The sequence below is a fragment of the Pseudoalteromonas holothuriae genome (assembly GCF_945859825.1).
GTDB classification, from domain to species: Bacteria; Pseudomonadota; Gammaproteobacteria; order Enterobacterales; family Alteromonadaceae; genus Pseudoalteromonas; species Pseudoalteromonas holothuriae.
In genome coordinates, this window is sequence record NZ_CAMAPC010000024.1 from 20,149 (window position 1) to 32,235 (window position 12,087).

Below are 12,087 nucleotides of genomic sequence, written 5' to 3' on the forward strand. Positions count from 1 at the left end.
GTAATATCTATTTACTCAAAAGGCCAAATCGAGAGATTGGCCTTTTTGCTGTTTGCTTAAGACAACACTGCGTGTGCTTATTAGCTATGCTAGACTGGAAAAAATAAAATAGGAACACCATAGTGACTGATAAAATAACCCCACCGATTGCAAAAAAAATTCCTCACAATATGACACATCATGGACACACACGAACCGATAATTATTATTGGATGCGTGATGATGAAAGGCAAGACGCTCAGGTACTTGAGCATCTAGAAAAAGAAAATCAATATGTACAACAACACATGAGTGCTCATCAAGTATTGCACAATGCTTTGTTTGAAGAAATGAAGGGCCGTATTGTGAAAGATGATAGCTCTGTGCCAGTAAAAGACGGTCAATATTGGTATGTAAGTGATGTGCAAGGGGATGATGAATATGCCAGTCACTATCGTGCGACTAATGAGCTGTTGTCAGATAAAACGCTACTGCTGAATATTAATGAGCTTGCACAAGGCTATGAATACTATGATGTGGGTGAGATGACAATAAGCCCTAATGAAAATTTGCTAGCTTATAGTGAAGACATTGATGGGCGTCGTATTTATACCATTCGATTTAAAGATTTATGCACCAATACATACCTTGATGACGTATTAGAAAACACCGAAGGACAGCTGGTCTGGAGTAATGACAACAAAACTGTATTTTACGTGAAAAAAGACGCACAAACGTTATTGGGTTTTCAGGTATATCGTCATGTATTAGGTACACCGCAAAGCGATGATACGCTGGTATATGAAGAGCAAGACCGTCAGTTTTATATGGAGTTGGGTAAAAGCCGCGATGAGAGTGAAATTTATATATACCTAGCGGCAACTGAAACCAGCGATATACTAGCACTTGATGCCGATGCGCCTATGGGTGAGTTTAAGCGACTATTGCCGCGCACTGAGGGTCATGAATTTGGTATTGAGAAACTCGCTGGCGAGTATTATATTTTATCAAATCATGACGCAAAAAACTTTCGCTTGCTGAAAGCTTGTGAAAAAACTATCGGTGATAGGCTTCAGTGGCAAGAACTGATTGCACATCGTGAACATATTTTAATTGAAGGTATGGAGCTATTTGATAGTCACTTTGTGATCACCGAGCGAGAAATGGGGCAAATTCGCTTTGTAGTGCATAACTACCAAGGAGAAAGTTACCAATTAGGTTTTGATGATGCATGCTTTTTCGCAGGTATTGGATATAACCCAGAGCGAACCGCTTCTCATGTACGTATACACTACTCTAGTTTAACCACACCGAGCTCAGTATACGATTGTGACTTGACCACAGGGCGTAAAACGTTGCGTAAGCAGCAACAAGTACTCGGTGATTTTGATAGTAACAAGTATGCGTCAGAGCGAGTTTTTGTGAATGCCAGAGATGGTGAGCAAGTACCCGTATCTTTGGTATATAGAAAAGATACATTTCATAAAGATGGTACTAATCCGCTCATGCAATACGGATACGGTGCCTATGGTATTACTATTGATCCTAGCTTTTCTAGTACAACATTATCATTACTAGATAGAGGTTTTGTGTATGCCATTGCGCATATTCGAGGCTCTGAGATGTTAGGCCGAAATTGGTATGAACAAGGGAAAAAGGCTAATAAGCAAAACACCTTTAATGACTTTGTTGATGTAACGCGGGCTTTAACCGATCAAGGGTATGCACATAAAGACAAAGTATTTGCATCTGGTGGCAGTGCTGGTGGTTTATTGATGGGAGCGGTGGTTAATCAGGCTCCAGAACTGTATTTGGGAGTGGGCATTCATGTTCCATTTTTAGACGTATTAACTACTATGTTAGATGAGTCAATACCACTGACCACCAATGAATACGATGAGTGGGGTAACCCTAATCAGCAGGCAGCATATCAAAGTATATTGAATTATTCACCATACGATAACTTAGCTGCTCAAGCATACCCTAATATTTTAGTAACAACGGGGCTGCATGATTCACAAGTACAGTACTGGGAACCAATGAAGTGGGTGGCTAAACTCAGGGCGTTAAAAACTGATGATAATTTACTGCTTTTTAAAACAGATATGGAAGCAGGTCACGGTGGTGCCTCAGGGCGATTTAAAAGTTTACAAGATAAAGCACTGGAAATGGCCTTCTTTATTGCTTTATTATCAAGTTAAGCAATGATTGATAAGGTAGTTTGATGTTTGTAGCCCATGGCCTTTGGCGTGTTTTTATGGACCCTCCTTGTGCTTATATAAGTATGAAAGGGGCTTTTAATAAAGAAGGAATCATTGCATTTCAAAACGATTTGATGGCTACTGCGAGCCAATTTGCACCGCAAAGCATGATGGATGCAGTGGTTGATTTAACTGAGTTTGAAATGAGTACCGCTGACAGCATTGAAGACACTCGGCAGTATTTTGCAGGAGTTACACAGCGAGGCTTGCAAACGGTAAGTTATGTGGGGGCAAACGCACTTGCCCGCCATATGCTTGAGCAGTTGTGGCAAGACACCACAACTGCTGTGCACTTTTTCACCTCTATGGAAGAGTTGGTTAGCAACCAACCACATTATAAAGGCAACATTGATAGGTTAGTTAAGATAAGCTTTAAGCATCCAAACTAACTTTTCTTGCTCTTTGATATAATCACTCATCAGTGCTGCGCTGCCTTCATCTTGGGCGTCGCCTGCTTGCTCTAGAATCTCACGTTGCATTGCAATCAGTGTTTTGTAACCATTTAGTAAGTTATTCAGCGCCTCAGTACCATCACTGATATTTTTGGCTTCTGTTATTTTGCTCGCCTCAAGGTAATCCGAAAATGCATGAAGAGGTTTGCCTTCAATGGTTAAAATACGTTCCGCAATTTCATCTACTTTTTCAAGCAGTAAGTTATAGATTTCTTCAAATTTTAGGTGTAGCTCAAAAAAGTTACGCCCTTTGATATTCCAGTGAAAGCCACGAGCGTTCATATATTGAATTTGGTAACTACTTAGCAATGTGTTTAATGATGTTACTAGCGCTTGACTTTTTTGGTTGTCTAAACCGATAGAATTAGTTGTGTTCATAATAAGCTCCTTGTTTTGATGTACTCAGTATGGGAGAAAATAGCTCAAATGCCTATCGACTAAAATCTATGCATGCCATCGAAAAAACAAATCAATCTTTGCTTTTATCTCACTTACCTTTAGATACATATGGGCGAAGGGATAGATTTCTACCCCAAAACTTAAAACTCATGATTTTTTACTACTTGAACCACTGTGGAATAAACCTTGCCAATATGCGCTCCACGCAATAAAAATTGTATATTAGTTGATCTAGAGCAACGCCTTGTTACGCTGCAATTAGGCTAAACTTTAGGCTTGATTTAGGTCAAAAAACAGCCTTCATACAAAGCGCATAATCACTCTGACATTAAGAAAATAATTTAGTTAGGAGAAGGATTATGCAAGGTAAAACAGCTTCACAACATAAATCAGAAATTATTGTCGTTGTTATCGCATTGCTCGCTTTTGTTGTTGGTTTGGTAGGGCACCTAGCAAGTGCTAGTTTCGCAAACTCAGATGCGTTTGGTTATATTGCGGCACCAGTACCATTAATTGTGGGCGTTATTGCGCTTATTGCTTATAAAGTGGCAAAAAGTGGTGATCATTAGTGTGATGAATAGTTATCGTCTTGCATTAGTAGCTGTTGGATATACTGCATCACCTGACGTGAGTAAATCATTGTGGTATGGCTTAGGTGAAACACTTTATGTTCAGCCATACCTTTGAGCTTTGTTTCTTCTAGTAGCACCGTACCATCTGAGCGACTGCCTTTTTTTATCAGTGGCATTAAGCCTATAGGAAGATCTCCAGCGATGCTGTATAGCTTGGCATTAAAAGGCCAATTTTGATTGTCACTGAGTAAAAATTCAATGCTATTTTTTAATAGTAGATCGAAGCCTTTATCATGCATATGTTGGGCGATCGCGCTGCCTTTGTGAGGAGTGCCAAGCGTGATCACTTTTTCTACATTATGGCTTTGCTGTGAATTGTGTTCTAAATAAGCTCTGGCGACTAAGCCACCCATTGAATGACAAACCAAAGCAGTAGGACGGCGTTCAATAAACTTATCTATGGCAGAAAAAATAGCTTGTTTGTCTGGTGAAAGCGTATTGTAGCTTAGATTGAGAATCTCAAACCCTTCTTTTGTAAGTTTGGCGCAAAGTGGTTGCATAACAAACCCAGACATATACAAACCGTGTAATACCACGACACGCTTTATTGCCATAAAAACCCCTATTTTAGTATTTCAGGTACACACTGCACACTATGTTGCTCATCACTTAGCCATATTTCACCATCTTGTACTGTGACTGTCAGTGACATTGAGCGTGCAGCCATGATAGCGAGTTTTTTTGTGGCTGAGTAAGGCAAACTTATTACAGACAAATTATCGAAGCCTGCTAATTTGTTTTGGTTTTTTTGCCACCATATTGCTTGATTATTTTCGCCATACGTATAAAGCACAACTTGTTTTGCACGATTGCAGGCTTTTTTTAAGCGTTTTTCATCAGGCAAGCCTAACTCGACCCATAACTCGATTTCATCGCTGTAATTTTTGACCCAAATTTCGGGTTCATCGTCTGCACATAGTCCCTTCGTGAATTCCAGTTGAGCCTGATATTGCAGAGCATAAGCTAATAACCTGACCATCAAGCGTTGTTCATTTTCCGATGGGTGCTGTGCAGCTGTAAGCGAAAGTGTTTGATAGATATGCCTATCCATATCACTCAGTGACAGTTGTGTTTTTATGATAGTTGACTTTAACGCCATATGAATGAGTACTCAGGTAAAATGATGCGCGCAGTATACGTGAGTTTGTTGAGCACATCATTTTTTATAAGATACTATTTTGCCAATGCAAACGATATATATCAGCCTCTAGGCAGCATGTCTGACAAGAGCATCGCAATACCCAAAAATGACATAAACCCTGCAATATCAGTGATGGTTGTCAATACAATGGAAGAGGATTGTGCTGGGTCCATCCCGAATTTTTTTAATGCGATAGGAACAATGGCACCTGCGGTGCAGGCAATCGCAAGCGAAGATACCATTGCCAGCGCTATCACTAAAGAAAGCCCGACAGAGCCACTCCAAAAATAGACCGCAATCGAACAGGTAATTGCGATGGCTATGCCATTGAGGCATCCAGCTATCAGTTCCTTGAGCATGATTTTTGTTAAGTGGCGAGTTGTGATCTCTCTAAGAGTGAGTCCACGCATGGTGACGGCTAAAGCTTGTGCGCCAGCATTGCCCGATTGACCAGCAGCAACAGGCAATAAAATGGCCAGTGCAGTAATTTCTGAAATAAGCCCTTCAAAGGCACCCACAACAGCGGCAGCCGCAAATGCGGTCAATAAATTGATTTGTAGCCAAGGTAAGCGCTTTTTGACCGCAAAAAAACTACTCGATAGTGCCCGTTCTTCTTTACTTACACCTACCATGGTTTGCATATCGGTGGCTAAATCTTCCTTAGTTGATTGATAAATATCAAAAAAACGAATAGCCCCTATCAATTGTTTATGCGCATCGACAACTGGAATAGCACTGCTACGGTGTCCCTCAAATCGCTCAATCACCATGTCCTTACTATCTAATGCATCAAAGGTTGATTGCACAGGTTTAAGTAGCGAGCCCAGTGTTGAGTCTAGTGAACTTATTACTAACTCAGATAAGCGAACTTCGCCAATGATACTTTGTTGTTCGTCAATGATGTAGATAATCTCTTCAGCTTTAGCGCTTCGCTGTCGTAGTTTTTGTAATGCAGTTTTAACTTCAGTATCAGCATAAAAACAAATGATATTGGTTGTCATCATGCGTGCTGCGGTATCATCTGGATAAGCCAATAGTTCGTTATATTCTGCGGCTACTTCTGGGTGTGTTTGCTCAAATGCAGCGATAATACGCGCAAACTCTTGCTCGGGTAACCTGCTTAAAAGTGCGACTGCAATGTGACTATCAATACCAAACAACACGTCGATTGCCATTGCATCGGGCAGTGCAATAAATATTTTCTCACAAAGACCTGCGGGGATATATCGCCACAGATTAACAACCACGGAGCTAGGCTGATCTGAAAGTAAACTCGCGCTTTCTTTTGCCGATAGGTTTTCAATGAAGCGTACACTTTTATATGGAAAATTTGCAATGTATTCTTTATTTAGCAACTGTATTGTATCAATCAAATTCACAGAATTTGGCGTCATAAGATTTCCCTAAACTTTTTTTATCTTACTTGAAGCTGCATTAATTGGTTGCGTTAACTCAACCATGCTGGCGATGGTGTCACCATAAACGCCAAATAAATCTTCAGAAATAGATGTAATTTTAGAATTACCCTCATTACTGACGGCTTTAAAACGCCTTAGTTTTGAGTAATGGAGCACGCCCATAAATTCTTTTTGCTTGTTTTCAACAGCAACACAATCATGATGTTTCCAAAGCTCTAACTGCATTGTGCTATTTAAATCCATACTAGCGCGAATAGAAGTAGGTTTATGTTTGATTAATGTATTGACACGTATTTGCTGTTCAGACTGTAATATATCACCAATAAAAACAGTGCCTTGTAGTATTTTGTTTTTATTAACAACATAAACCCACTGTAAATATGTATATTGTCGAGACTTTAATCGAATAAGCAACTCTTCTACTTTCATATGGCTGTCGGCAACTAATACATTAGTCTCTATCATTGAGCCAATGGTGTATTCTGGATAAGCCACGAGCATTCTAGATAAAGGCTGCTTTCTTGGCGGTAATTGGTTAATAAAGGAGTCTTGCAGTGGTTTTTCTGTATGACGCAGAATGCTTGCTAAATCAGCAAGCTCCATGGTATTAACCAATAACTTTATTTGCGCCTCAGGGAGGTGTATTAATAGCTTCGCTGCAACACTTGCAATCATAGATTTGAGCACTTTAACGGCTGTTTGCGGGGGAGCGAGAGCAAGCACTTCCGCGGCATGCTCGATATTGACTAATTCTAACTTGCGAGCCGCAGCTGTTGTTTCTGACTCAAGAAAATGCAGAGTGAGGGCGAGCATCGCTTGAGTCATGAACAAGTCCGCTTATCTAAAGTTTCTGATACATCATGGCCTATTATTACCTCGCAAGGCGAGTCATTATAAATTTTTCCGGGTAATAATATACGACCATTGGCTGTTTCAAGTTCCAGTATAGTTTGATTAAAGCGTAAGATTTTACCTTCATAGCCCCCTATTTTTATGTATTCACCAATATTTAAATGTTTAATCGCTTGACGAGAACCGACTAAGTTTTTGACAAAATCACGATTTCCTAAACCAAATGCCAGTGAAATACCAAAGCTAAATACAGCTACTTCAACAATAATAAGTGTTTTAATAAATTGAATATTGACGCCGAGTTGCTCAATACCTACGACAATGGCGATACTAATTATGACCCATTTTGTGATAAGGCCAATGCGTGCACCATGCTTTAATCCGGTACTTTGTGCGGTCGCTTCAGCCATTGAGCGGCTAATATTACCAATAACAAAACCAGCAAACACGATAAAGACGCCAGCCAGTAAATTTGGAAAATAGCTGAGTAACTCACGCAGCCAAGTTGCAATAAAATCTACGCCTAAGCTAGATAAAGCAGCAGCGGCAAAGAAAACCATGACGACCCAAAATATGACTCGACTTATAAGGGCTGCAAGTTGTGGTTGTATACTCAGTTGTGATTTAAGTGAAAGTCCGATAGCCAATCGATTAATGAGTTTTCCAAGAAAAACTACAACCGTTAGGGTTAATCGCGATAGCAAAGAAGCAATTAACCAGCCGATTAGCAATAACAGCAGCGCACCTATAACTTGCGGTACATAGGATACTAAATACCCTGCTAATTGTTCGTAGTTATTTTTTAATATGGCTTCCCATTTAAGCATGCCAGTATCCTGTGGTTTCGATAAGGTGCGGTATATTTATGCAGTGTCACATAATATTAGTTGTTTGTCTTTTTAGTTGAGTGTGCTGTACTTCATCTTTATTTAAAAGTGTAGTTCATACAATGAGAAAAATATCATGAGTGTTTACTTTGGGCGTTATAGCATGCTAATTCATCACAATAATGATTGTGCTGGTGTAGCACAATGAGCACTTTATTAGCTGCCAGTGTCGATATTTTCATATGGTTAGGGATAGTGGTTTGTGTTTTACACAGCGCTGTGTTCTCAGGTTTAAATCTAGCGTTTTTTAGCATGAGTCGATTGCAACTTGAGGTAGAATTTAAACAAGGTAACGAAACTGCTAAGAAAATACTGACCTTAAGAGAGGATGCCAACTTTTTACTTGCGACGATTCTTTGGGGTAATGTGTCTATTAACGTACTGTTGACGTTGCTCTCTGATTCTATTCTTGCGGGTGCGTATTCATTTGTCTTTTCAGCTGTGGTGATTACATTTTTAGGTGAAATTTTTCCGCAAGCCTACTTTTCTAGAAATGCACTCAAAATGGCCTCAATGCTCACTCCGGTGATCCGCTTTTACCAAAAGGTTCTTTATTTGGTTGCGCGACCAACGGCTATATTACTCGATGGTTGGCTTGGCAAAGAGGGGATCACGTACTTCAGAGAAGAAGAGTTAAAAGCAATTATAACTGCCCATGCAGAAGCGAACGAAGCAGATCTTGTTCAAGTTGAAGGGGTGGGTGCATTAAATTTTTTAGAGATAGATAAAATTTCAGTGATGGAAGAGGGTGAAGTGCTAGACCCAAAAAGTGTAGTTGCACTGCCTTGTAAATTGGACTTACCTATTATACCTGATAGTCAAAGTACAGAAGGTAAAGCATTTATAAATAGCGTGAATGTTTCTGGCCATAAGTGGGCGGTATTAACAAATCAAAAAGGGGTGCCGCAATTAGTATTGGATGTTGATGGTTATTTGAGAACATTTATTAACGAAACTTCAACTAATATTGACCCTTACTCATTTTGCCATCGGCCTGTAATTATTAAAGATGAAGCATGCACATTGGGTGAAGCGCTTAGTATGCTAAAGCATGCTTCTAAGCTTGAAGAATCATCTACGGATGTACTTAATCATGACCTTGTTTTAGTTTGGACGACGTCAGAACAACGAGTGATCACAGGTGCTGATGTATTGGGACGTTTGTTAAAAGGCATAGGTAACTTTGAATAGCTCTCACTGTAAACACGTTATGAGCATAAATGGCGATCAAACTAAGCGTGTTTTGTAGTAGAATATGCGCACTCAGACTAAGGTACTGCTGCTGTATAAAAAGCTTTTAGTACCCCATGTTTTATAAAAGCATGAGTTATATTAAAAAGTACATTTATTACAGGTGGTTAGAATGGCAATACAGTGGTTTCCTGGGCATATGAATAAGGCTCGTAATGAGATTAAAGAGATCATGCCGCAGATGGATGTGATCATTGAAGTGCTGGATGCACGTATTCCTTACAGTAGTGAAAACCCGATGGTGTCGGCTTTGCGTGGCGATAAGCCGGTCATCAAAATACTAAATAAAGCAGATTTGGCTGACCCAGACTTGACGCAGCAATGGATGCAGTACTTTGAACAAGATAGTGGCGTAAAAGCCATTGCATTTGGTCATGATAAAGCCGCAGAAGTACATAAAATTAATGAATTATGTAAAAAGCTAGCACCGCATAAGGTGGGTGCAGATAAGCAACTTAAAGCGATGATCATGGGTATTCCTAACGTGGGTAAGTCAACGCTGATTAATATTTTAGCTGGGCGCATTGTAGCCAAAACTGGAAATGAGCCCGCGGTGACCAAAGCGCAACAACGTATTAAGCTAGATGATGGCATTATGTTATACGATACACCGGGTATGCTTTGGCCTAAAGTCGAAAATGAAAATTCAGGTTATCGTTTAGCCGCAACGGGCGCTATTAGAGACACCGCCATTGAGTATGAAGAAGTGGCAAGCTACACCGCAGAATATCTTATACAAGCATACCCTGAGCTGCTCAAAGCACGTTACAAAATAGTGGAGCTACCAGAGCACGACTGGGAATTTATGGAGATGGCAGGCAAAAAACGCGGCTGTATTCGTGGCGGGAATCAAATTGATACCCATAAAATGTCTGAAATCTTAATTAACGAGTTACGTGACGCGATTATTGGTCGTATTACCATGGAAACGCCACAGATGCGTGAAGAAGAAGAAGTGATGGTTGCGCAGTTGCGTGAAGCTGCTGAGGCGAAAAAAGCGGCAAAAGAAGATGAGAAAAAACAGCGTCGAGCTCGTGCGCGCAAAAACAGGCGGTAAGTGTGTCTGCGCTATGCAGCAAGTTCACTTCTATCGCGTCCTAGCCTTTTTGCTCGGTAAAGCGCATCATCTGCACGTTTAATAAAGTCATCTTCTGATTCTTGGGGTTGGTATTGAGCAACCCCGATACTGATGGTGATAGATACTTCGCAATCACACGTAGCTAAAGCAGTACGCAAACGCTCACTGAGTTGTTCTGCATGTTTTATGGAAGAGTTTGGCATTAGAATCATAAACTCCTCTCCACCCCAACGGCATAAAATATCGTTATTACGAGCAACAGATTTGCATAGCTTAGCAAAGTGCTTTAGTACTTGGTCGCCAACCAAATGCCCATACTGGTCGTTTACTTGTTTAAAGTGATCAATATCTAACAACAATAAACTCAAAGGGACTCTGCTGTTTTGTGCTCGTTGTATATGGCGCTGCAATTGTGGTTCAAAAGCTTGACGATTTAAAACATTACATAGCTTGTCAGTCAGAGCAATGGACTCTAAACGTGTTTGATATTGATTAAATGTCAGTTGTGCAATAGCGAGAATACACAGAGTAATAACACCACCGAGTAATAGATTTGCAAACAAAGCATCGGTTAAACTGGTTTCAGGGGTGAACGTTTGTTCGACCATTAAGTGCCAGCCTAAATCAGGTATATAGCGGCTGTTTATGAGTCGCTGTACTCCTTGCTTATTGATTGAAAATTTATAGTGTGGCCGACTTATTATCTCGCTATGGTGCGAGGCAAACTCAGACGCTAAAGTGTGGTTTGGTAGTTTTGATTGGTTATAAAAAATTAACCTGCCTTGATGATCTGCAAAGTAAATTTTTCGTTTATATTGCTGCTGGTAATGTGTAATAAGTTGCTGCAAGTCACTGAGTTGAATACCAACCCCAGTGACACCTAATAGTGCGTTGTTAACTATAATTTTATGATTAACATAGACTATTGGACTAAAGTTATCCTGTGGTGAAGCATCAACATTCAAGACGTAATCACGTTGCGACTCTTCAATAGTAGCCTTGTACCAATCAGACTCGGGTGAACTAAAATTAAGCTGGTGTGCTTGACCATCAAAGTGATAATAAGTCTGAGTGCTATGATCGACTAAAAAGCTGGTTTTACTTTTAAACAATGTTTTAGTCTTGTTTAAAAAAGCAAATAACTGCTCGCTATTAGCACTGCCATTTTTAAGCCATAAGTGTATAAAATGATTTTGCGCCATACTTTGGGCAACATAAATGGGGCCTTGTAACTGCTTTTGCAAATCAGTACTGATGACATGGCTGGTGAGGGGAAGCGTTTCATCGATAATCCCTTCACTCAGTGAATTATGTGCCATATGAAAGCTAAACCAGCTCGTAAAAGTAAACCCAGCTAATAACAACAAGGTCAAAGTAATGTTACAGCGGCGTCGAGCATGGTCCATGGGTATTATTGTTATTCACGCTTGAAGTGGCAAGCATAATACAGTGTGTCGTTTTTATAGTCGATTACAGTCAATTACAGCTATAAAAATAGTTGTTTGGAAGTAAAAAAAGCCCACAAGGGGCTTTTTAGTATCATATCTACCGTCACCGATATGAGCAATGTAGCAAGTAAAATAGTGAGTAAGTTAATATGTTTGTATCAAGGGGCGTTGTTACAAACAGACTTAACCTTTGGCTGTTTACGTGCGCCACACGTGTGTTTCAGGGTCGAGAAACAATATGAATTACCTAACAAAGCGAGCCGTCAATCTCGCCTTGTTGAGATTGATT

The 12,087-nt window shown here is 40.0% G+C and carries 12 protein-coding genes; 5 read left to right on the forward strand and 7 right to left on the reverse strand.

What is annotated here, in order from left to right:
- Nucleotides 1-122 precede the first annotated feature (122 nt).
- The gene (locus tag OCI93_RS19185; protein WP_261627074.1) at nucleotides 123-2,180 is read left to right on the forward strand and encodes a S9 family peptidase; all 2,058 of its coding nucleotides are present in this window, start codon (nucleotides 123-125) and stop codon (nucleotides 2,178-2,180) included.
- Nucleotides 2,181-2,203: 23 nt separating this feature from the next.
- Nucleotides 2,204-2,629, forward strand: a complete 426-nt coding sequence (locus tag OCI93_RS19190; protein ID WP_261594748.1) for a hypothetical protein — start codon at nucleotides 2,204-2,206, stop codon at nucleotides 2,627-2,629.
- Here the strand turns inward: OCI93_RS19190 and OCI93_RS19195 are convergent.
- Entirely contained in the window at nucleotides 2,597-3,070 is a 474-nt protein-coding gene (locus OCI93_RS19195) for a Dps family protein (RefSeq protein ID WP_261594747.1), read from the reverse strand. The two genes, OCI93_RS19190 and OCI93_RS19195, sit on opposite strands and share 33 nt — an antisense overlap.
- 380 nt (nucleotides 3,071-3,450) lie before the next feature.
- On the opposite strand from OCI93_RS19195, the gene OCI93_RS19200 reads away from it, so the two are divergent.
- Nucleotides 3,451-3,660: a hypothetical protein gene (locus OCI93_RS19200; RefSeq protein WP_261594746.1), complete on the forward strand. Its 210-nt coding sequence runs from the start codon at nucleotides 3,451-3,453 to the stop codon at nucleotides 3,658-3,660.
- On the opposite strand, the gene OCI93_RS19205 is transcribed toward OCI93_RS19200, so the two are convergent.
- The 5 genes from OCI93_RS19205 to OCI93_RS19225 form a co-directional block, all read right to left on the reverse strand.
- Nucleotides 3,657-4,277, reverse strand: a complete 621-nt coding sequence (locus OCI93_RS19205) for a PGAP1-like alpha/beta domain-containing protein (RefSeq protein ID WP_261594745.1) — start codon at nucleotides 4,275-4,277, stop codon at nucleotides 3,657-3,659. The genes OCI93_RS19200 and OCI93_RS19205 overlap by 4 nt on opposite strands.
- Nucleotides 4,278-4,285: 8 nt before the next feature.
- Nucleotides 4,286-4,822 carry a YaeQ family protein gene (locus OCI93_RS19210; protein ID WP_261594744.1) on the reverse strand — a complete coding sequence of 179 codons (537 nt, stop codon included), beginning with the start codon at nucleotides 4,820-4,822 and terminating at the stop codon, nucleotides 4,286-4,288.
- Between the two features lie 101 nt (nucleotides 4,823-4,923).
- Nucleotides 4,924-6,258 (reverse strand): magnesium transporter, encoded by a 1,335-nt coding sequence (locus OCI93_RS19215; protein ID WP_261594743.1) that lies wholly within the window; start codon nucleotides 6,256-6,258, stop codon nucleotides 4,924-4,926.
- 9 nt (nucleotides 6,259-6,267) lie between these two features.
- Nucleotides 6,268-7,107 (reverse strand): magnesium transporter MgtE N-terminal domain-containing protein, encoded by an 840-nt coding sequence (locus tag OCI93_RS19220; protein WP_261627075.1) that lies wholly within the window; start codon nucleotides 7,105-7,107, stop codon nucleotides 6,268-6,270.
- Nucleotides 7,104-7,961, reverse strand: a complete 858-nt coding sequence (locus OCI93_RS19225) for a mechanosensitive ion channel family protein (RefSeq protein WP_261594741.1) — start codon at nucleotides 7,959-7,961, stop codon at nucleotides 7,104-7,106. The genes OCI93_RS19220 and OCI93_RS19225 overlap by 4 nt, the downstream gene beginning before the upstream one ends.
- Before the next feature lie 204 nt (nucleotides 7,962-8,165).
- Between OCI93_RS19225 and OCI93_RS19230 the strand changes: the two genes are divergently transcribed.
- Nucleotides 8,166-9,212 (forward strand): DUF21 domain-containing protein, encoded by a 1,047-nt coding sequence (locus tag OCI93_RS19230; protein ID WP_261594740.1) that lies wholly within the window; start codon nucleotides 8,166-8,168, stop codon nucleotides 9,210-9,212.
- A gap of 172 nt (nucleotides 9,213-9,384) precedes the next feature.
- Nucleotides 9,385-10,329, forward strand: coding sequence for a ribosome biogenesis GTPase YlqF (gene ylqF, locus OCI93_RS19235; RefSeq protein ID WP_261627077.1), 945 nt, complete (start codon nucleotides 9,385-9,387; stop codon nucleotides 10,327-10,329).
- A gap of 11 nt (nucleotides 10,330-10,340) precedes the next feature.
- Here the strand turns inward: ylqF and OCI93_RS19240 are convergent, their stop codons facing one another.
- A complete protein-coding gene (locus tag OCI93_RS19240) occupies nucleotides 10,341-11,756 on the reverse strand; it encodes a sensor domain-containing diguanylate cyclase (RefSeq protein ID WP_261627079.1) in 1,416 nt (471 codons plus the stop codon).
- Nucleotides 11,757-12,087 lie beyond the last annotated feature (331 nt).

Bases quoted from the DNA above. Each gene is read 5' to 3' on its own strand.
- OCI93_RS19190 (WP_261594748.1), top strand. From the start codon at position 2,204: ATGTTTGTAGCCCATGGCCTTTGGCGTGTTTTTATGGACCCTCCTTGT.
- OCI93_RS19195 (WP_261594747.1), bottom strand. From the start codon at position 3,070: ATGAACACAACTAATTCTATCGGTTTAGACAACCAAAAAAGTCAAGCG.
- OCI93_RS19200 (WP_261594746.1), top strand. From the start codon at position 3,451: ATGCAAGGTAAAACAGCTTCACAACATAAATCAGAAATTATTGTCGTT.
- OCI93_RS19205 (WP_261594745.1), bottom strand. From the start codon at position 4,277: ATGGCAATAAAGCGTGTCGTGGTATTACACGGTTTGTATATGTCTGGG.
- OCI93_RS19210 (WP_261594744.1), bottom strand. From the start codon at position 4,822: ATGGCGTTAAAGTCAACTATCATAAAAACACAACTGTCACTGAGTGAT.
- OCI93_RS19215 (WP_261594743.1), bottom strand. From the start codon at position 6,258: ATGACGCCAAATTCTGTGAATTTGATTGATACAATACAGTTGCTAAAT.
- OCI93_RS19220 (WP_261627075.1), bottom strand. From the start codon at position 7,107: ATGACTCAAGCGATGCTCGCCCTCACTCTGCATTTTCTTGAGTCAGAA.
- OCI93_RS19225 (WP_261594741.1), bottom strand. From the start codon at position 7,961: ATGCTTAAATGGGAAGCCATATTAAAAAATAACTACGAACAATTAGCA.
- OCI93_RS19230 (WP_261594740.1), top strand. From the start codon at position 8,166: ATGAGCACTTTATTAGCTGCCAGTGTCGATATTTTCATATGGTTAGGG.
- ylqF (WP_261627077.1), top strand. From the start codon at position 9,385: ATGGCAATACAGTGGTTTCCTGGGCATATGAATAAGGCTCGTAATGAG.
- OCI93_RS19240 (WP_261627079.1), bottom strand. From the start codon at position 11,756: ATGGACCATGCTCGACGCCGCTGTAACATTACTTTGACCTTGTTGTTA.